At 74.0% G+C, this 19,784-nt stretch carries 16 protein-coding genes; 7 read left to right on the forward strand and 9 right to left on the reverse strand.

From position 1 onward, the window contains the following. Nucleotides 1-6 precede the first annotated feature (6 nt). The 5 genes from ACI784_RS11100 to ACI784_RS11120 form a co-directional block, all read right to left on the reverse strand. On the reverse strand, nt 7-2,790 hold the full coding sequence (locus ACI784_RS11100) for a VWA domain-containing protein (RefSeq protein WP_457013544.1): 2,784 nt from the start codon (nt 2,788-2,790) through the stop codon (nt 7-9). After that, nucleotides 2,790-3,257 (reverse strand): hypothetical protein, encoded by a 468-nt coding sequence (locus ACI784_RS11105; protein ID WP_457013503.1) that lies wholly within the window; start codon nt 3,255-3,257, stop codon nt 2,790-2,792. Before ACI784_RS11105 ends, ACI784_RS11100 begins: the two co-directional genes overlap by 1 nt. Nucleotides 3,258-3,559: 302 nt before the next feature. After that, the gene (locus tag ACI784_RS11110; RefSeq protein ID WP_457013504.1) at nt 3,560-4,219 is read right to left on the reverse strand and encodes an HD domain-containing protein; all 660 of its coding nucleotides are present in this window, start codon (nt 4,217-4,219) and stop codon (nt 3,560-3,562) included. 100 nt (nt 4,220-4,319) lie between these two features. Then, nucleotides 4,320-4,781 carry a DUF898 family protein gene (locus ACI784_RS11115; protein ID WP_457013505.1) on the reverse strand — a complete coding sequence of 154 codons (462 nt, stop codon included), beginning with the start codon at nt 4,779-4,781 and terminating at the stop codon, nt 4,320-4,322. Nucleotides 4,782-4,834: 53 nt separating this feature from the next. Continuing rightward, nucleotides 4,835-6,235: an ADP-ribosylglycohydrolase family protein gene (locus ACI784_RS11120; RefSeq protein WP_457013506.1), complete on the reverse strand. Its 1,401-nt coding sequence runs from the start codon at nt 6,233-6,235 to the stop codon at nt 4,835-4,837. Nucleotides 6,236-6,305: 70 nt separating this feature from the next. Here ACI784_RS11120 and ACI784_RS11125 point away from each other — a divergent pair, with 70 nt between their 5' ends. Together ACI784_RS11125 and ACI784_RS11130 are read left to right on the forward strand one after the other, a co-directional pair. Next, entirely contained in the window at nt 6,306-6,995 is a 690-nt protein-coding gene (locus ACI784_RS11125; RefSeq protein WP_457013507.1) for an NUDIX domain-containing protein, read from the forward strand. Between the two features lie 99 nt (nt 6,996-7,094). After that, entirely contained in the window at nt 7,095-7,730 is a 636-nt protein-coding gene (locus tag ACI784_RS11130; protein ID WP_457013508.1) for a hypothetical protein, read from the forward strand. Nucleotides 7,731-7,844: 114 nt separating this feature from the next. On the opposite strand, the gene ACI784_RS11135 is transcribed toward ACI784_RS11130, so the two are convergent. Together ACI784_RS11135 and ACI784_RS11140 are read right to left on the reverse strand one after the other, a co-directional pair. Further along, on the reverse strand, nt 7,845-8,513 hold the full coding sequence (locus ACI784_RS11135) for a DUF6308 family protein (protein WP_457013509.1): 669 nt from the start codon (nt 8,511-8,513) through the stop codon (nt 7,845-7,847). A 256-nt stretch (nt 8,514-8,769) separates the two neighbouring features. Continuing rightward, nucleotides 8,770-9,984 carry a hypothetical protein gene (locus ACI784_RS11140; protein WP_457013510.1) on the reverse strand — a complete coding sequence of 405 codons (1,215 nt, stop codon included), beginning with the start codon at nt 9,982-9,984 and terminating at the stop codon, nt 8,770-8,772. A 318-nt stretch (nt 9,985-10,302) separates the two neighbouring features. Between ACI784_RS11140 and ACI784_RS11145 the strand changes: the two genes are divergently transcribed. From ACI784_RS11145 to ACI784_RS11155, 3 genes are all read left to right on the forward strand, one after another. Beyond that, a complete protein-coding gene (locus ACI784_RS11145; protein ID WP_457013511.1) occupies nt 10,303-10,959 on the forward strand; it encodes a DUF4352 domain-containing protein in 657 nt (218 codons plus the stop codon). A gap of 524 nt (nt 10,960-11,483) precedes the next feature. After that, a complete protein-coding gene (locus ACI784_RS11150) occupies nt 11,484-12,488 on the forward strand; it encodes a DUF3048 domain-containing protein (RefSeq protein ID WP_457013512.1) in 1,005 nt (334 codons plus the stop codon). Between the two features lie 81 nt (nt 12,489-12,569). Then, entirely contained in the window at nt 12,570-13,271 is a 702-nt protein-coding gene (locus ACI784_RS11155; RefSeq protein WP_457013513.1) for a dihydrofolate reductase family protein, read from the forward strand. A 50-nt stretch (nt 13,272-13,321) separates the two neighbouring features. Here ACI784_RS11155 and ACI784_RS11160 read toward each other — a convergent pair whose 3' ends face one another. Next, entirely contained in the window at nt 13,322-13,939 is a 618-nt protein-coding gene (locus tag ACI784_RS11160; protein ID WP_457013514.1) for a hypothetical protein, read from the reverse strand. Nucleotides 13,940-14,098: 159 nt separating this feature from the next. Between ACI784_RS11160 and ACI784_RS11165 the strand changes: the two genes are divergently transcribed. Then, a complete protein-coding gene (locus ACI784_RS11165) occupies nt 14,099-14,782 on the forward strand; it encodes a hemerythrin domain-containing protein (protein WP_457013515.1) in 684 nt (227 codons plus the stop codon). On the opposite strand, the gene ACI784_RS11170 is transcribed toward ACI784_RS11165, so the two are convergent. After that, nucleotides 14,783-18,016 carry a BTAD domain-containing putative transcriptional regulator gene (locus ACI784_RS11170; RefSeq protein ID WP_457013516.1) on the reverse strand — a complete coding sequence of 1,078 codons (3,234 nt, stop codon included), beginning with the start codon at nt 18,014-18,016 and terminating at the stop codon, nt 14,783-14,785. Nucleotides 18,017-18,122: 106 nt separating this feature from the next. Between ACI784_RS11170 and ACI784_RS11175 the strand changes: the two genes are divergently transcribed. Beyond that, nucleotides 18,123-19,784 (forward strand): FAD-dependent oxidoreductase, encoded by a 1,662-nt coding sequence (locus ACI784_RS11175; protein WP_457013517.1) that lies wholly within the window; start codon nt 18,123-18,125, stop codon nt 19,782-19,784.

The raw sequence follows: 19,784 nt of genomic DNA on the forward strand, positions 1-19,784 counted from the left end.
GAACCGTCAGCGGTTGAAGGGGTCGTCGACCGCCGGTCGTGGCGGGGCCTCGACCGGGTTGGCGCGTGGCCTCGGAGGGATGAACGAGCTCGGACCGCCGGCTGCGAACGGATCAGCGGGCGCCGCACCGGCCGAGCCGTTCGAGCGAGGCTGCCCGAGGCCGAACGGATCGTCGGAACCGGCAGCCGGCGGCGCGGCCGACACCGTGGGCTCTCCCGATCGACGGGCCCGCGCGGCCTCCCGGAGGGACTCTGCAGCCGCCGGCGCCTCATCGCGGGCGCGGGCGATGACGTCGTCCCGCTTCTGCGGAGTGGCCGCGGAGTCCGAGACGATGAGGAGCTGAGCCGGCACATCGCTGTCCGCGGATTCGGCGTGCGCCCGGGTCATCAGCAGGGTCCAGCTGCCCTGGAGCGCGAGTGGTAGCCGTGCGCGCAGGGATCGCGGCGAGCGACCGCCCGGGGCTCCGGAGACGCCGACGCGACGCTCGTCGTCCACCTCGGCGAAGCCGGCGTCGGACAGTCGCCTGCCGGCCTTGGCGCGCACCGGGATCGACGACAGGCGGGTGCGACGACGCCCCGACTGCGCCGGCGGGACCAGGTCCCACCGGTCGGGCACGGTCAGGGGACTGCCGTCGGCGAGCCGGAGACCACCGGCCCCCACCCGCACGTCGATGAGCGCTGACTGGAGGGCTGCGGTGGGGAGGCGGGCGGCCCAGCGGCGGCCGAGGAGCAGCACCAGGACGGGGATGCCGATCCCGACCACGAGGGCCAGGACGAAGGCCAGGATGAACACAGACGTGTTCGCCACTCGCTCCAGTTGTGCCGTGAACGGAACCTGGACGATCCTGGCGCGACTGGTGTCCTCCAGCGGAGCTACGTGCACCTGGAGACTCCCGGCGAGGTCGCCTGAAGCCGACGTGTCCGACGAGAGCTGCAACTCGAGCTTGCCGGTCTGTCCCTCGGCGACCTCGAGGCAGCTCTTCTCGCTGCTTCCGTTCGCGGAGGTGACCGCCAGATCGTCAGGGGCGACGCCGAACGGATGCACTCCCAGCGTGAGTTGGTCTCCGCTCTCGACCCAGACACAGCCCGGACCGGTGACGTCGAGCGTGGCCGTCGCGGCCTCTTCGGTCGTCGCCGTGCGGAAGGCCACTTCGGCTGCGAGCGACGGGAAGCCGAACGCGGGGGCGACCGTGACCTGTTCCGTGCGCACCTGGGGCTTCAAGTCCAGGCCACTCACTGTCGTGACGGCGAGGCTGGTCCGCAGCTCGGCCGGTCCGGAGGGGAAGTCCTCCGGCACGGTCAACGTCCCGGGTGTCCGGAACCGCTCCGGCGTCAGGTCGGTGGCGAGGGATTCCTCGGTACCGGAGGCGGAGCGGAGGGAGACGTCGAGCCTGAGCGTCGGCGCGGGCTTGCCGAGTGCCGCCGGCTGCCCGTCGGAACGGACGAGGTCGAACACCGTCGACGCCACCGTGTCGCCGACGCGCCACTCGACCCTCTCGGGGTCGCGGATCGCCGCGAAGAGGTCGGCCTGGATGGTCAGCTGCGTCTTGCTGACGGCGTCCGGGTTGCGGCCGGTGGGGTCGACGAAGACGACCTGCCACGGTCCCGTCCAGTTGGCCCCACTGGCCGGCACCTGGACGTCGATCGCGAAGGCGCCGTTGCCATACCACTTGTAGGGGATGGTCAGTGCGCCTGTCGTCACGCTGCCCGTAGGGGCCGCCGCGGCGTAGGACAGCTTCACCCGGTCCGCACCCGGCGGCTGGATGTAGACGTCGATCCCGGCGGCGCTGCTCGTGCCGACCAGGTGGATGGAGTTGATGGAGCTGTCGAGCTCGAACGTGTGCGCCTGCTGACTGCAGACCTTCGCGACGCACACGCCCTTCTCGTCGACGGGCAGCGGGGGGTTGGCCGGGTCGCCGACGGCGTCGAAGGCGAGCACCAAGCCGGTGACGTCGGTTGCTGCCGTGAAGTACCCGTACGGCGGCTGCTCGCCACACCGCTCTGGCTTGCTCTCGGCGATGCGCTGCAGCAGGACCAGGTTGTCATTGCCCTCGGCGTTCAGGCCGAGGGCGATGAGGAGGATGCCGTCGCTGCGCAGCGCGTCCGTGACGCCGCCGGCCCTGCACAGCTCGTCCGTGCCGATCCGGATGACGTCTTTGACTTGCTCTGGAGACGTGAGGGGGATGTTCTCGGCACCGGGGATCGGCTTGGTCGTGCCGTGCTCCTGCCGGTCGGCCGCACTCACCCGGGGTGAGAAGTCGAACTGGCCGTCGGTGAAGAGCACGAGGGCCTGGCAGTGCCGAGCCGCTGCGGGCGCGCGGTGGTCGACGAGCATCTGGCGAGCCGTGGTGAGCGCCGTCCAGTAGTCGGTGTCGATCCCGTCCTGGCGGTCGGCGAAGTCGGCGATCGCCCGGGAAGCGGCGTCCACGGAGTCCGTGGTGAGCGGCTGCCAGCCGAGGGCGGGGCGGACCGCGGAGTCGAACCCGCTGACGGCGAGGTCGATGGCACCGCCTGAGCGGGCAGCAGTGTCGGCGAGTCGCGACAGCAGCAGCTGGGCGGCCGGGACCCGGACGTCGTTCGGATCGCTCCGGCCCAGACTCCTGCTCTGGTCGATCAGCAGGAGGACGTCTGCCTCGCCGGTCGCCGCGAGACAGGCGCCGAACTCCTGCAACGCCGCAGTGCCGGTTCCGGCGGGTGCTGCAGACGCCGTGCTGGTCGTCCCCAGCAGGACCAGCACGGCCCCGAACAGGGCCACGGCCTGTGCCCACCGTCGATGGGCGACGCGGGCCATCACGCGAACACCCCGAGGCGGGAGAACCAGTCGGCGAACAAGTAGCTGTGGGCCGCGGCAGCCAGCAGAGCCAGGAGGATCGCGGCGCGGCGGAGTCCGCGCACGGTGCCGTCGTGTCCCAGGTACCAGGCGCTGGCGCGACGGCCGGTGTCGATCAACGTGAAGGCGATCAGCAGTCCGGCCGTCGAGAAGGAGGCGACGGCCCACCCGGCCACGTGCCAGTACCAGGCGTCCAGCAGCAGCAGGGGCACGGTCAGCAGGGGGAGGGCGACCGCTGCTACCAGCAGCCCGACCGGCGGCTTCTCCGCCTGGCTGGACTGCCTGCTGGGGGCGGAGAACGACGCGCCTCCCAGAGGGTCACTGCTGCTCGCCGCTCCCGGAGAGCTCAGGCCGGGGAACGCGGGGCTGTTCAGGCCGGGGAAGGGACGGGCTTCACCGCCGAACCCGGGAAAGGGTGGAGTGCTCACCGCGCGGACACGACGGTCGATGCGTGCTTCCACCGGGACGTCCCGCGATCCGGCAGCGTGCTCCGCGGAGGACCTTCTAGAAGCTGGCCAGCTGGTGACACGAGTCCCCCTCTCTTTGCGGCAGGCCGGAGGGGCGAGAGGTCTGCCGACCACGGAACCGCACGGTTCCCCCTCCCCGGCGCACATGTCTTCTGTGCTCGTCGTCTCTATCGGCAGCCAGGGGCGGTTTCGGACCCGAACGATCCGTTGGTTTGGTCGCGTCGTCGCTCCGCTGACTGCCCACATGGCCCGGGCGGCTCAGCTCACGGCATCTCGATCGGGACGGCCGCGCGCTCGGTGCCGGCTGCGGAGAGCAGCTCGTCGACGGCGCGGTGCAGAGCCTCAGCGATCGAGCTCCCCGGAAGCCGCTCGGCGACCGCCCGCTCCACGCTCGTGTAGTACCAGAGCAGCTCGTCGCGGCTCGCGTTGAACGTCGACCAGAAGCCCTGCCCGTACCGGCGGACGTCGGCGGCGATGCAGAGCCCGTTGTGCGTCTTGTCGGCCGCGGTCACCAGCAGCGCGTCGAGCGGCTTGTGGGCGAGGCCGGCCACGTACGGGCGCTTCCGCTCGGGCCACGTCCCGCTGCGGTTGCCGTCGGCGTCCAGGCCGTCCGAGCACGCCCGCACGATGTCGGCGACGGCGTCCCCGAACCGCGACCGGATCTCGGCGAGCACGGCACCGCCGGTGCCGGCCGGTGCGTCCTCCACCGCGTCGTGCAGAAGGGCTGCGATCGCCTGGTCCTCTGACCCGCCGTGCTCCATGACCAGCGCGCTGACGCTCATCAGGTGCGTCATGTACGGCACCCGAGAGCCCTTGCGGAGCTGCTCCCGGTGGTGCCGCGATGCGAACAGCAGCGCCTCGTCGAAGCGCTCGGTCAGCGGGCCGGAGCCCATCGATCGGCGGGCCTCCAGAGACGTCGTCATGCCTTCTCCTTCCCATAGGGAACAGCGGTCTCCGTGGACTCGCCGTCCGAGCTCCAGCGGGACCGGGTGGGAGCGGAAACCCCCACCCGACCGCCTGGGGTCAGTGCTGCGCGTACGGAGCCGGCGCGTAGCCCGACATCGGCAGGCCGCCGACCTGCTGCGCAGGGATGGCCTGGCGGACGTCGGTCAGCGGCAAGGGAGTGCGGCTGCGGTCGAAGTCGGTGTGCTCCCACTTCCACTGCGTGATCCGCGGGCCGACCCAGAACAGGTAGATGCCGAGCGTGATGACGCTGAGCAGGAACCACTTGATCCAGTTGCCGAACAGCCCGACGGCCGAGCCGGTGAAGACCAGCGGGAAGCCGTCGATGTAGCTGTGCTTCGCACGCCACCGCTGGGTCAGGACCACCGCGAACGGGTAGCAGATGCCGAGCGTGCAGACGGTGATGAGGACGCCGAGGAGGGCGGTCCCCACGTAGGTGGCGGCGCCGCCGTCGAAGCGGAACCGGCCGGACTTGGACATGACGTACCCCCGTGGAGAGACGGTGATGGACTCCACCTCCATCGGCAGCTCGCCCCGCTCAGCGGAACCGAGCCGTCCCGTTGGTTCCACTGGCCTCAACGGGCTCGTGCGAGTCGTTCGAGCGCCTCGGCGAAGCTGCCGTTCCACAGCCCCAGGTGCTCCCACCGCTCGGCGACGTAGGCGGTCGCCTCCTCGACGGACATGCCCTCCTCGCGCACCAGCCAGCCGCGCAGGACGAGGCCGGTGCGCGAGGCGCCGCCGTGGCAGTGCACGAGCAGCCGGTGTCCCTCGGCCCGAAGAGCGGCCATGTCGTCGAGGACGTCGGCGAGGACGGCGTCCAGGTCGTGGTTGTGGTCGTTGTCCGCGATGTACGCCATCCGGTGCACGGTGTGCGGGAAGGGCTCGCCCAGCCGGCACAGCGAGATGACCGCGAAGTCCTCCTCGCTGTACCGGGCGCCGTCCAGGTTGCCGGCCCAGATGCCGGGGACGATCTCGCGCGGGCCGATCCGCGGGATGGCGCCGGGGTCGTACGGCCCGGCGTCCTTCCCGTCGAGCGCGGCCGCCAGCTGCTGCAGGTCGGCGAGCCGCCACACCTCCTCGCCGTGGCCGGGCACCCGGCCGTGGACGACCGACGCCCACCGCACCGGGATCCCGCCCATGCCGAACACCGCGCCGGCCAGCCCGCCGGCGACCGCGGCGACCGTGTCGGTGTCCCCACCCAGGTCGATGACCAGCCGCATCACCTCGGCGAAGTCCCGGCCGTGCCGCAACGCCCACACCGCCTGGCCGAGCGTCGGCCACACGGCGCCGTTGGACTCGGTCGCGTCCTCGGGCGACCAGTCCGGCGCGAGCACCGTCGCCCACCGCTCGCGGTGCTCGTCCGGCACCGCCATGAGGGCGAAGGGGATGAACGCCAGCGGGTCGTCGCCGTCCAGCGCCACCCGCACCAGCTCGTGGAAGATCGCGCAGCCCTCGCCGGCGGACGGGTCGCCGTGGGTGAGTGCCGAGATCCGGCGGGCGGCGTCCATCGTCGCCTCGCGGCCCTCGCGGGCGAACCGGATCGCGGCCGGCGTCGTCCGCATCAACGACCCGTTGCCGGCGGCGTGCCCGGACCGTGCGAAGTGCTCGGCGGCGGCGACGTCCCACGGCCGGCCGGAACCCAGCACGGCACGGGTCTGGTTGCCGACGTCCGGCGGGTCGCCGCCGAGCCAGGCGCGGAAGCGGCCGAAGAGGTCCGCCTCGTCCAGGCCGCCGCGCTCGACGAGGGACGTCGCGACGAGCAGCGCCATCTGCGTGTCGTCGGTGAACTCGCCGGGCTCCCACCCGAGCGCGCCGCCGCCGCACATCTCGGTGTGCGTGCCGCGGGCCGGCTCGGGGAAGCGGGCGGTGAACTGACCGGGCGGGCCGAACTCGAACGGGGCGCCGAGCGCGTCGCCGACGGCGGAGCCGACCAGCGCGCCGGCGACGCGGTGGGAACGGTGCATGCGCGGTGACATCCGGGCCTCCTCGTTAGCGCAACCTTGCGCCAAAACCAGATTAGACCAAATCTGCGCTAATGTCCACCACGTGTACCGCGACAGTTCGGGCAAGGCGCTCACCGACTACCCGCGGCCGTCGGTCGCCGTCGACACCGCCGTCCTGACCGTGCCGGACGACGACGCGCGACTCTGCGTGCTCCTCGTCCGCCGGGCGGGGGAGTCGCGCACGGAGGAGTGGGGGCTGCCCGGCACGTTCCTGCACGAGGGGGAGACCCTCGCCGAGGCCGTCCGGCGGTCGCTGGGGGAGAAGGCCGGCCTGACGCCGGACGTCGCTCCGCGCCAGCTGCACGTCTTCGACGAACCCGACCGTGACGACCGGGGCTGGGTGCTGTCGGTCGCGCACGTGGCCGCGCTGCCGTGGCGGGCGGTCGAGCCGGTGCTCGCAGCGTGGTCGGACGACGTGGTCGTGCGCTCGGTCGACGAGGTCCGTGGGCTGCTCTTCGACCACGACGAGATCGTGCGGCGGGCCGTGGCCGACATGCGGGCCGCATACGCCGCAGGTCCGGACCCCGACGGGCTCCTGGGCGAGCCCTTCACGATCCGCGAACTGCATCGTCTCCACGACGCGATCGCAGGTGGCCTGCCGTTCTCCGCGGACACCTTCCGCCGCGCGATGCTGCCGATGCTCGACGAGACGCAACGGAGGTCGGAGGGGACGGTCGGCAAGCCGGCGCAGCTCTATCTTCGCCGTCGCGCGTCAACCCGCTCGGACCACTGAAGCGCGGGCCGCGCTCAGCGGTCTCGCGACTCCTGTCGGTGGTACCTGCCACGATCCGCGCCCGGCCGTCACGGGGACGGTCGGTGAGATGGGAGTGGCATGGGGGAACGAGTCGGCGTCCAGGCGGGGCGGGTGTGCCCCGGGTGCGGACGGGAGGACTCGGTCCCGCTGGTGTGGGGCCTGCCCGGTGCCGAGGACTCCCGGCTCGCCGAGCGGGGCCTGGTCGCGCTCAGCGGCTGCCTCGTGCCGGAGGAACAGCCCGTCCTCGCCTGCCGATCGTGCGGGCTCGACTGGGGACGCGACGGCGACCCAACGACCGACGAGCAGGCGCTGGCCGACCTGCTGGACGTCCGGTACGCCGACGTCGTCCGCGCACTCGGTACCGGATGGCGTCGGGAGAGCGGCGCGGACGACCTGGTGCAGTGGTTCGTCAGCGGCGAGCCGGCGCAGGTCGCGGTCGGCGTGGAGGGTCCGTGGTTCGTGCTGGCCCGTCCGCTGACCCGCTGGGGTGAGCGGACGGAGCTGCAGTCGGCCGACCGGCACCAGTTCACCCGCGACGACCTCGTCTGGACGCCGGAGCTCGTCGCGGAGGCGGCGGAGGCCGTCGCCGCGCGCCGGCGCCGCTCGTTCCGCTGGTGCCGTTCGTGCCGCCGTGCCCACGCGCCCGAGTGGTTCGTCGGCGCGTCAGCGACCTGCCGGCAGTGCGCGGCGGTACTCGACGGCATCGAAGCCTGACACCGGTCGCCCCGAGGTCGTCGTCCCACCCGCGGACCGACGACCCCTCGGCCGACGTCTTCGGAGCGCTTGCAGGACGTGTGGAGGCCTCCGCCAGGAGGGCCGCGGTCCGGCTCAGCTCTCGGGCAGAGCGGCGCCGGGCTGCTCATCGGGCTCGGTGGGTCGCAGGTTTCTCTGCTTCCCCTCCATCCACGTGATGACGTCGTACACGCGGATCGCCGAGATCTCCTCCTCCAGGCCGCCCTCGCTCCGAAGGCGGAGAAGACGTTCGTGCAGTGCACCGTCATCCGCGCGGAGCTCGTTGCGCAGCGGCTCCCACTGGGCGAGCCGTGCGTCGGTCACGTCCCGCACGATCGAGTCGTAGATCGGGATCATCCGCGGGCGCTTGCGGGCGCACAGCTTGCTGGCGATGGTGGGCCCGACACCTCCCAGCCGATCCTGGAGTGCCCGGTTGAGCCGGCGCCCGGGCCAGCTGGCATCGATGGTCCGGTCCTCATCGACGAGGTCACGATCCGGGCCCAGCTCACGGAGCAGTTCGGCGAACGAGTCGGCTTCCTCCATCAGCAGTCGGTGAGCCGCCATCGGAGGGACGACGACGGAGAGGAACGTGACAGCGACGACGTCCTCTGCGGTGAAGCGGTCAGGGTCCTGCTCGCCGCCCCAGGCGTCGAAGTAGGAGCCGGTGTACGCGCTGCCTCCGTTCAGTCCGTAGTACGTGCGCAGGTACTCGAGCGCCCGGCTGTCATCCGCCGTCTGCAGTGCGCGGGGCAGTCGGTAGGTCATGCGGTCTCCTCGTGGGTGCGGCAGTGGGCCCGCTCGTAGCGGGTGGAGTACTCGGCCGACGGGGTGGCCGGGTGGTCGAAGAACGTGGGGTCGAGGGACACCAGCCGGTCAGGTCGCAGCAGTCGGGGGCCGCTCTCCGAGACCGCTTCCCCGAATCTCGGTGGGTTTGTCGGTCACACCCGCCTGGCGCGCGTCGGCCGGGGCAGCACGAGCACCACCCGCACCGCGTCGTCGCCCTCCGCTCGTCGTTGCTCCATCAAGAGAGCAGACCCAGCGCCTCACCGATCGGACGCGGTTCGGCGTCAGCCCACCCGCGCACCCAACGCGCGGTCCAGAAGACGTCGTCGTCCAGCGCGGCCGCGAGTGCGCGGGTGTAGGCGGGTACGCGCGGCGCGACGTCGGAGGCGGCACCGACTACGAGCGCCAGCCGGATCTGTGCGAGGTCGGACGCGCCCAGTCGGCTGACGAGCGCCGATCGGTACGCCCGCGCCCAGACCACGTAGTCCAGACCCTGCAGCACGAACAGCGGGTCGGCGTTCTTCTCGATCTTCGTCTCGGTGACGAGGACGTCGCCGTTGCCGTCGAGGCCGACCAGGTCGACATACCCGCGCGTCCACGGTCGGCCGCCGTCCGTCGGCCGCCAGGCCGGCACCTCGCGCATGGCCTGCTGCTCGATCCCGACCACGGAGGGGGAGCGGCGCAGCACCGACTGGAGCAGGTGCTCGTCGTCCCGGCGGATGGCCGAGTCCTCTCCGGCAGAACGCGCGGCGACGGCTCCGTCGACCACGTGGCGGATCTCCGCCAGCGCCCTGGTCGGGAGCGGACCGTCGAGCAACCACTCCTGGGGTGCCTGGTCGGCGGCGGAGTGGTGGATGCCCGCACGGACGCGGAGTCCAGCGCTGGAGCGGATGACGGACAGCACACGCTGTCCGCGGTGGTGCCACGACCGCTCGCTCTGGGTGTGGGCCGGGTCCAGGCGTTCGTCACTGGTCACCGAGTCGACGAGCGGTGTGACCCAGTCCGCCCGCTCTCCCAGGTACAGCGCGGTCGCGGCGCGGCGGAACTCGACATCGGGCTCGACGCCGCCGAGCGACTCGCGGACCGCCGCGATCGTCTCCCCGCGACTCCGAACGGGTGCGGGCGTCGCGGTGTGGCCGTCGTGCAACCAGAGCGTCGGCCGCACCTCCGGACGCAGCCAGGGGATCCGCTGGGCCGTCGCGTTCGACATGTACGCAGGCAGCGCCACGACGAGGCGCCGTTGGCTGGCCCAGGCGAGGCCGTACGCGAGGGCCAGCTCCGTGTTCCGCGCCTCCTGCTCGCCCGCGACGATCAGCAGGGTCGCGTCGTCGCCGAAGCAGGCGAAGCGGGCAGAGCCGCTCTGCTCGGGCACGAGTCGGTCGTCGATGGACGCGGCGATGCCTGCGGCGGGGGAGCCGTTGAAGGTCTCGCGCAACTCGGCGACGGTCATCATGAAGGGCTCCCGAGAGCGGGGGGACGCTGTCCGCAGCAGGCTCCCCGACGGGGAAGACCCGCGCGGCCTGCCGCGCCGAGGCGGAACCCCTGGGTCTCGTGTGCCGTCCGGAGTCCGGTGGAGCCGGTTGAGGCGGGGAGCAACCCCTGTGGCCCAGGCGTCTGCCGGGGTGGTGTCGGATCCGGCCTGCCCGGTTCCGGGACGCCGGCGTGTCACGGTCCCACCGCCAACCCGAGGAGCACACGGAGGCATGGCCGCTGCCGCGGTCACGGCACCGGCACCGGCACCTCGATCACCACCGCCCATACGGGGGAGTCCATGTCCCAGACCCACGCGCCAGTCGGTCCGCCGCAGATGCCCGAGCCGGCCCCGGCCAAGAAGCCCTTCTACAAGAAGGCCTGGTTCCTCATCCTGGCCGTCATCGTGGTCATCGTCATCGCCACCCAGGCCGGCGGCGGCGACTCGGCGACCACCGACTCGTCTGCCACCGGCGCTGCCGGCGCCAGCGCTGCGGCCGACGCGCCGGTGGACACGCCCGCTGAGGCGCCCGCCGACGCGCCTGCCGACACGGCTTCCGACGCTCCCGGCATCGGCCAGCCCGCTGCCGACGGTGACTTCAACTTCGTCGTCAACGGCATCGACTGCAGCGCCACCGAGATCGGCGACCAGTACCTCAGCACCACCGCGCAGGGCCAGTTCTGCATCGTCGACCTGACCATCTCCAACATCGGCGACGAGGCGCAGAGCTTCTTCGGTGACAACGCCACCCTGTTCAACGCCCAGGGCCAGGAGTTCTCGGCCGACTCCGAGGCGGCCATCTACCTGGAGAACTCCTCCTCCCTCTACGAGGAGATCAACCCGGGCAACACGCTGAACAGCAAGGTGGTCTTCGACGTGCCCACGGGTACGGCGCCGACCTCGATCGAGCTGCACGACTCGGCCTTCTCGGGCGGCGTGACCGTCAACCTGCAGTAAGCACCGCTCCCCACTGAGGGCCTCCCGCCGCTCCCGGCGGGAGGCCCTCAGTCGTCCTCGAGGCCAACGGCCCGGTACTCGCCCCATGGGGTGAGCAGCCGTGTCGCCGGTCAGCCTGGTGACGAGCGGGAGAGGACTACCGATCGGGTTCCGTAGCTCCATCAGACGACTCGCGCGGGCTTGACCCGTGCATCGGCGGAGACGTGTTCCGGGAACGGCTGCGTCGCGATCCGCTGCTGGAGTGGAGGTGCGCCGGGCGCCGTGTCCACGTGCCGGGCGTGGCCGAGCGTGCCGATAAAGAGGAGGCACCACCCCGCTGACCCAGGAGGTCTGCCGTGCCCAGGTCCACCGCGGCCCGGCCTCGCTCCGGGGCGAGCAGGAGCGGCCGCACGACGAGCGCCCGCACGACGAAGCGGACGCCGACGAAGCGGACGCCGCCGAAGCGGACACCGGCGAAGCGGACGCCGGCGAGGGCGAGCCGCCGCGCGAGGCCCCGGCGGGGCCTCCGAGCGGTCCTGCTCGTCGTGCTGGTGGCGATCGGCGTCGTCGCCTGGCCGGCACTGCGGCAGCAGCTGTCCGCGGTGCCGTTCCTCGACTCGATCGTCTCCGCGCTCCCGTCGTCGTCCCCGCCCGCCTGGCCGTTGACCGGGGTCCCGGTCGGCGCGGTCCCCGACCGGCCGGCGCTCGCGGTGAAGATCGAGAACTCCGTCGACGCACGCCCGCAGACCGGGTTGGACGCCGCGGACGTGGTCTGGGAGCAGGTGGTCGAGGGCGGCATCACCCGGTTCGTCGCCGTCTACCACTCCGCCCTCCCGCCCGAGGTCGGCCCGGTGCGCTCGATCCGGCCGATGGACCCCGCGATCGCCGCGCCGCTGGGCGGGCTGCTCGCGTTCTCCGGGGGTGTGCAGTCCTACGTCAGCGCGGCCCAGGACGCGGGACTGCAGGTGCTCAGCCAGGACACGGGCGCCGGCGGCTTCTCCCGGACGTCGACCCGCAGCGCGCCGCACAACGTCTACGCGGTGCCGCAGACCCTCGTCGACCAGGCCGACGCCGCGCATCGCGAGGCACCCGGCAACCAGTTCGAGCACGGCACGGACGAGCCGCCCACCGCCGTCGCCGCGGGGCAGCCGGCAACGGGTCTGGACCTCACACTGTCCCGGATCAGTTCCCCGCGGTGGACGTGGAACGCGGCGGACGGCCGATGGCTGCGCAGCGAGGGGAGCACCCCGGCCGTCGAGGCGGACGGGCGGCGGATCGGCGCCACCAACGTCGTCGTGCTGCGCGTCGACGTCGTCGCGACCGAGGCCCGGGACCCGGCGGGCAACCCCGTCCCGGAGACCATCCTGACCGGCACCGGCCGCGCCCTCGTCGCCTCCGGCGGGCACGCCGTCGAGGCCACCTGGTCCAAGTCGGGGACCGGGGACCGGGTGAGCCTCACCGGCGCGGACGGCGACCCGGTGCAGCTCGCGCCCGGGAACACCTGGGTCGAGCTGGTCCCCAACGGCGGAGGCGCGGTCGCCGCGGTGTGACCACGAGGACCCAGCCCGTCAGCGGACGGTTCCCCGCCCGCGGGGGTCGCTCTGTCCCTCCTCAGCGGTCCCGTGCCGGCGATGAGTTCCCCGGACTCCGGCGGTCTGACCGTCGTCGAACGCGCGAGGAGGAGCCACGTGGAGCAGCTGCTGCGAGTCCAGAACTTCACCGTCTCGAGTGACGGGTTCGGCGCGGGTGAGAACCAGAGCCTGGAGCGACCGTTCGGCCACGCCGATCCCCGCGCCCTGATGGCCTGGGCCGGCGCCACCGCGAGCTGGCCCAACCGCACCGAGCCCGGGGGGAGCCGTGGTCTCGACGACTACTTCACGCGGGACTTCACCCACAACATCGGCGCCGAGATCATGGGCCGCAACAAGTTCAGTCCCCACCGCGGTCCGTGGCAGGACCTCGAGTGGCAGGGCTGGTGGGGCGACGAGCCCCCCTTCCACACCCCCGTGTTCGTGATGACCCACCACGAGCGCCCCTCGTTCACGCTCTCCGACACCACGTTCCACTTCGTCGACGCCGACCCCGCCACGGTCCTCGCACGGGCGCGCGAGGCGGCCCAGGGCAGGGACGTCCGGCTCGGGGGCGGGGCCACCACCATCCGGGAGTTCCTCGACGCCGACCTCGTCGACACCCTGCACGTGGCGGTCGCGCCGGTGGAGCTCCGCTCCGGGGTGCGGCTGTGGAAGTCACCCGAGGAGCTGCTCGACCGCTTCCACCTCGACGTCGTGCCCAGCCCGAGCGGCGTGACGCACCACCTGTTCTGGCGGAAGTGACAGGGCGCCCCGGCCCCGCGGACAGCGGGACCGGGGCGCGTCAGGACACCTCAGGGACGGCGGCTCGTCCAGCCCGCCGCGGCGATGCCGACGCCGAACACGATGGTGCCCGGGATGATCCCCCAGCCCTCGACGGCCAGGGCGCCGGCGAGCACGCCGCCCACCGGCAGGGCGAGCAGCGACAGGGCCACCGGCGCCGGGAGCAGCCGACTGCGCAGCGCGCCGACGGCGATCAGCAGCGGGCCGAGCAACGTGGCGGTGCCGGCCAGCGCGGAGAACCACAGGGTCGCTTCCTCGATCGCGGCGAAGCCGTCGTGCATCGCCGGCGCGACGTAGGCCTCCGTGTAGCCACCGATCGGCATCAGCACCAGGCCGACCCACAGCACCGACAGGCCGATCGTGGCGACCCGGGACCGGCTCAACCGTGCGGCCAGCGCGCCGGCCCCGGCGGCGATCAGCAGGGCGCCGGCGCTGAAGACGACGTGCGCGGCCACCCAGGTCGCCGCGTGGTGGGCCGCCTCGTCGTGCTGCATCGGGTGCAGCGCGTTGCCGACGGCGAACAGCACGCCCCCGGCGGTGACGGCCAGCCCGCGCAGCGCGAGCGACGGGCGGTGGTCGGGGACGGCGGCGGTCGGGGAGACGGCGGCGGGCAGGGCGGTGGCGGTCATGGCACGTCCTCACGGTGAGTCGGAGTCCGGGGAACCCGGTCGGCGAGAACCGTGACCGGCCGCGCTTGCCGCGCCCTTGCAGTCGCGGCTGCAAGGAACCGGCAAGCGGACCGCGCGAAGGTCCGCGGCGACGGCCCACCGACCCGAAGGAGAACCGCGATGACCCGCTCCGGCCCCGCCCGCGTCCACCCCCGCACCGACGGCGACCCCGTGCCCGACGTCCTGGGCATGCGGCTGGCGCACCGCGCCATGCTCCGCGACGCCCGACGGCTCACCGACGTCGCCCAGCGGCTCGCTGCCGAGCCGACGACCGACGGGAAGCGCGCCGACGCCGTCGCCCGCTACGTCCGCGACTTCGCCGACTCGGTGCACCACCACCACAGCGTCGAGGACGAGGTCCTCTGGCCGGTGCTCGCCGCCTCCGCCGGCCCGCACGTCGACCTCACCGAGCTCTCCGACGACCACGCCGCCCTCGACCCGGCCCTGCACCGGCTGCGGGACACCGCCGACGCCTTCCGCGCCCGCCCCGGCGAGGACACCGCCACCGCCCTGGCCGTTGAGCTCGCCGAGCTGCGCGACACCCTCACCGAGCACATCGGCGACGAGGAGGCCTCGGTGTTCCCGGTGATCGAGAAGTACCTGTCAGTCGCCGACTGGGCCGCGGTCGAGGCCCGCATCCGCAAGCGGGCGAAGCTCTCCTTCGAGGCCCCCCGGGCGCTCGCCGTCGCCACCGACGCCGAGCGTGCCGCGATCGAGGCCGACGGCGGCCTGGCCCTCAAGGTCGTCCTCGCCCTCGTCGTCCCGACCTTCCGCCGCCGCGAGCGCGCCGTCTTCGGAGTCTGATCAGACGCCGACCGCGGCCAGCTGTGCGGCCAGATCCGCACGCACCCGCGCGGCACCGCGTCGCGCGGTGGCCGCGGCGCCGGCGTCCCCGAGGGCGTCGGCGACCGCGGCCAGCGCGTCGTCCACCGGGCCGACGACGAGCGTGCCGGAGTCCAGTCCGCCGATCCGCCCGGCCCAGGGCAGCAACTCGTCGCGGACCTGCCGCGCCACCGCGAGGTCACCGAGCCGCGCGGCGGCGTGCGCCCGCAGCGTCGTGGTGGCCAGCCAGTAGTAGTCGCGGCTGATCGGCCGGCGCACGGCCCAGGCCTCGCGCGCCTCGTCGACCCGCCCGGCGTCGAGCAGCCCGAGGACGACGGCGTCGGTGAGCGCCCCGGGCATCGCCGCGTGCAGCCACTGCAGCTCGGGCACGACGGGGGTGAGGTCGCCGCGGGCGAAGCCGGCCGCGAACCGGCCGATCAGCGCCATCAGCCCCCCGTTGGTCGCGCCGGTCTCCACCAGGTGCGCGGCCACCTGCTCGTAGCGCGCCTGCCCCTCGTCGTACCGGCCGGCCAGCACGAGCAGCGCGCCGGAGAAGACCTGCAGCGCGCCCAGCACGTGGCCCAGCTGGCCGGCGTCGGCCAGCGCGACGGCGGTGTCGACGTGCCGGCGGGCCGCCGCGAGGTCCGTGCGCGCCGCTGCGGCGAGGAACAGCAGCCAGTGCGCCACCGCCTGGTGGTCGGTCAGCCCCGCGGCGGCCGCGACCGCCCGCAGCTCCTCGGCCAGCGGCTCCCGGGCCTCGGCCAGGTCCGGGCCCAGCGCGGCGAAGGCCCGCACGTTGAGCGCGGCGCACAGCAGCCGGGCGGCGTCCGGACCGGTGGCGGCGCGGGCCAGCTCCAGCGCCTGCGCGCTGGCGGCGGCGGTCCGCTCGTCGTCGACGCCCTCCACCTCCCGCACCAGCGCCACCAGCAGCCGGCAGCGCACGTCGCCGGGCAGCTCCTCCCCGGCCGGCGTCTCCAGCAGCTCCAGCAGCGGGCCGAGCAGCTCGGGGTCCTGCGCGCCGTCGTCGCGGACCGTCCACACCAGCGGCGCATCCCAGGCCGCCAGCGCCGCGACCAACTGGTCGTCGCGGCCCAGCCGGCGGGCGATGCGGACGGCGTCCCGCTGCTGGACGCGGGCGGTCACCGCGTCGCCGGCGCGGGCGTGCGCGGGGATCGACGGCAGCAGGACGGCCAGCTCGTCCGCCGACCCGCGCCGGCCGGCCAGCTCCAGCAGCCGCAGCGCCGAGGCCCACTGCCGCGCCTCCTCAGCCGCCGCGCCCAGCCGGCCGGCCTCCCGTGCCGCCGCGGCCACGTACGGGACGGCGTCGGCGGCGGTGCGCGGCCCGGCGGAGGCGACCGCGTGGTGGGCGAGCGTGGCGGCGTCCACCCCGGCGGTCTCCCGGAGGACGTCCAGCGCGGCGGCGTGCAGCCGCCCGCGGCGCAGGAGCGGGGTGTCCTCGTAGAGCACGTCGCGCACCAGGGCGTGGGTGAACCGCACCCGACCCGGCACCGGCTCGTCGAACAGGCCGGCCAGCACCGCGGTCTCCAGCGCGTCGAGCAGCTCGTCCACGTCCCGCCCGGCCACGGCCGCCAGCACGTCCACGTCGGCCTCCCGGCCCAGCACCGCCGCCTGGCGGAGCGCGGTCACCGCCGGACCGGGCAGCCGCTCCACGCGGCGGCGCAGCACGTCGCGCAGCCCGGCCGGCACCCCGGTGCGCGCCGCGCCCCGGCCCTCCGCCGCCAGCAGCCGGGCCAGCTCGCGGACGTACAGCGGGTTGCCGTCGGTGCGCTCGAGCAGCAACCGCAGTTCCGCGGGCCCGACGTCCTCGAGCCCGGACTGCCGGGCCAGGACGGCGACGCCGTCGGCGTCCAGGCCGCGCAGCTCCAGGTGCCGCGCCCCGGCCGAGGCCAGCGCCGCGCGGGTGGCCGACAGCGCCTCGCCGGCCTCGGTGTCGCGGTAGGTCGCCAGCACCAGCAGCCGCTCGCCGGCGAGGGAGTCGACGACCTGGCGCAGCAGCTGCAGGGTCAGCTCGTCGGCGCGGTGGACGTCGTCGAGCACGACCACGAGCGGCTGCTCCCGGGCGGCGGCCCGCAGCCGGTCGGCGACCGCGCGGGCCAGCCAGAAGGCCGTGCCCTCCTCCAGCGGAGCGGCGCCGAGCGCGCGGGTGATCTCCGTCCAGGGCCAGGCCGGGGGAGCGCCGTCGACCTCGGGACAGCGGCCCTCGGTCACCCGCCAGCCGCTCTCGCGCAACCGCGCCGCGGCGGCCTCCACCAGCGTGGTCTTGCCTGCGCCGGCCTCGCCGGCGATCCAGACCATCCGCGCGCCCTGGGCGGCCAGGTCGAGCAGCAGCCGCAGCTCGCCGGCCCGGGCCGGCGCCGGCGGCGGCGGAGCGGGCGCGGGTGCCGCCGGCAGCGCGACGTGCGGGGCGGGCAGGTCCAGTGCCGGCTCCTGCGCGAGCACGGCGGCCTCCAGCTCGCGCAGGCCGCGGCCGGGGTCGATCCCGAGCTCCTCGGCCAGGTGCTCGCGGGCGCGGCGCAGCACGGTGAGCGCGTCGCCCTGCCGGCCGCTGCGGTAGAGCGCGAGCGCGAGCAGTCGCACGGCCTCCTCCCGAGCGGGGTGGTCGTGCAGGTGGCGCTCCAGTTCCGGGACGACGGAGGCGGCGCGCCCGAGCGCCAGGTCGGCCTCGGCGCGCAGCTCCACGCCGACCAGCCGCAGCTCCTCCAGCCGGGCCACCTCCGGCGCGGCCCACGCGGCGTCGGCCGACTCGGCGTAGGCAGGGCCGGACCAGCAGCCCAGCGCCTCCTGCAGCAGCTCCCGGCGGGCGGTGGCGTCCGGCGTGGCGTGCGCCCGGGCGACCAGGTCCTCGAACCACCAGGCGTCCACGGCCTCGCGGGGGAGGTGCAGCCGGTAGCCGGGTGTCGCGCTGACGATCACCGTGGCGCCGGTCCGCCGTCCGGAGGCCGGCTCCAGGGCCCGCCGCAGCCGGGAGACGTGCACCTGCAGGGAGGCCAGCGCCTTGGGCGGCGGCTCGCCCTCCCACAGGTCCTCCACCAGCCGGTCGGCGGAGACCACCTGCCCGCCGGCGAGCACCAGCCGGGCGAGGACCGACCGCTGCCGCGGCCCGCCCAGGACAGCGAGGTGCCCGGCGACGGTGGCCCCCACCGGACCGAGCACGGACACCGCGATCGGCGGGACCTCGGGCAGGGCAGCATCCATGGCGGGCAGAACCTAACCGGTGCCGGGCCTCCCGAGGGTCGCGCCTGTCCGGCAGGTGACCTTCGAACCTGGTCCCGTGCCGTGCCCGTTCCTACGGTGACGGGGCATGGCGAGCGCTCCGTTGCTGGTCGCGGTCGACGACGACCCCGCCCTGCTGGCCGACGTCGAGCGCGAGCTGCGCAACCGGTACGCGTCGGACTACCGCGTCTGCTGCCTGAGCTCGCCCGACGAGGCGCGCCGCACGCTGGACGAGCTCGCCGCGGCCGGCGAGGAGGTCGCCCTGGTGCTCGCCGGGGAGACACTCGCAGGCACACCGGGCACCGAGTTCCTGGCCGACGTCCCGGGGCTGTTCCCGCACGCCCAGCGCGGGCTGCTCCTCCCGTGGGCCCGTGTCGGCGACCCGGCCACTGGCGACGCCGTGTTCGAGGCGATCGCCCGCGGCCGCATCGACCAGTGGGTGATGCGACCGGCGGCGCCGCCCGACGAGCAGTTCCACCAGGCGGTCTCGAGCTTCCTGCTCGCGTGGGCCGAGGCGCGCCGCCGAGCGCCCCACACGATCGACGTCGTCGGCGAGACCTGGTCCGGACGCGCGTACGAGCTGCGGGACGTCCTCGGGCGCTGCGCCATGCCGCACCGGTTCTGCCTGGCCGGCTCCGAGGAGGGCCGCGCCATCCTCGCCGACGCCGGGCTGGACAAGCGGCTGCCGCTGCTCGTCATGCCCGACGGTCGGGTCATGGAGGACCCCACCGACATGGACATCGCCCGGTCGGCGGGGGAGACGATCGATCCCGCGGGGGACCGCTACGACCTCGTGATCGTCGGCTGCGGCCCGGCCGGCCTGTCAGCAGCGGTCTACGGCGCCTCCGAGGGGCTGCGCACCGTCGTCATCGACTCGGGCAGCATCGGCGGGCAGGCCACGGCGAGCTCGTCGATCCGCAACTACCTCGGCTTCCCGAGGGGACTCAGCGGTGCCGACCTCGCCCGCCGCGCCTACCAGCAGGCCTGGGTCTTCGGCGCCCGCTTCGCCTTCATGCAGACGGTCACGGACCTCGCCCGGGAGGACGACGGCGTCGTCCTGACCCTCAACACCGGCGGGGTCGTGGTGGCCCGCGCGGTCGTCCTCGCGACGGGGGCGAACTACCGCCGCCTCGGCGTCGAGTCGCTCGAGGAGCTGCGCGGCGCCGGCGTCTACTACGGCGCCGCGGCCTCCGAGGCGCCGCTGGTCGCGGGGGAGGAGGTCTACATCGTCGGCGGCGCGAACTCCGCCGGGCAGGCCGCCCTCCACCTGGCCCACTACGCCAAGCGCGTCACCCTCGTGGTCCGGGCCGCGAGCCTCGCCGCCGGGATGTCGCACTACCTCGTCCGCCAGGTCGAGGAGACGCCGAACATCGAGGTCCGGACGTCGACCGAGGTCGTCGACGGCGGTGGCGACGGCCGCCTGGAGCACCTGGTGCTGCGTGACCGCGGGACCGGTGAGCGAGAGACGGTGCCCGCCTACGCGCTGTTCCTGATGATCGGCGCGCGGCCGCACACCGAGTGGCTGCCACCGGCGGTCGCCCGCGACGACGCCGGTTTCGTCCTCACCGGGCCCGACCTGAGCGACGACGCCGTCCGGGCGCTGGGACGCCGACCCATGCCGCTGGAGACCTGCGTGCCCGGGGTGCTCGCGGCCGGCGACGTCCGGCACGGGTCGGTCAAGCGCGTGGCCTCCGCGGTCGGCGAGGGCTCCATCGCCATCCAGTTCGTCCACCGCCTGCTCGCCGTGTGA

The sequence above is a fragment of the Geodermatophilus sp. SYSU D01186 genome, assembly GCF_054050215.1.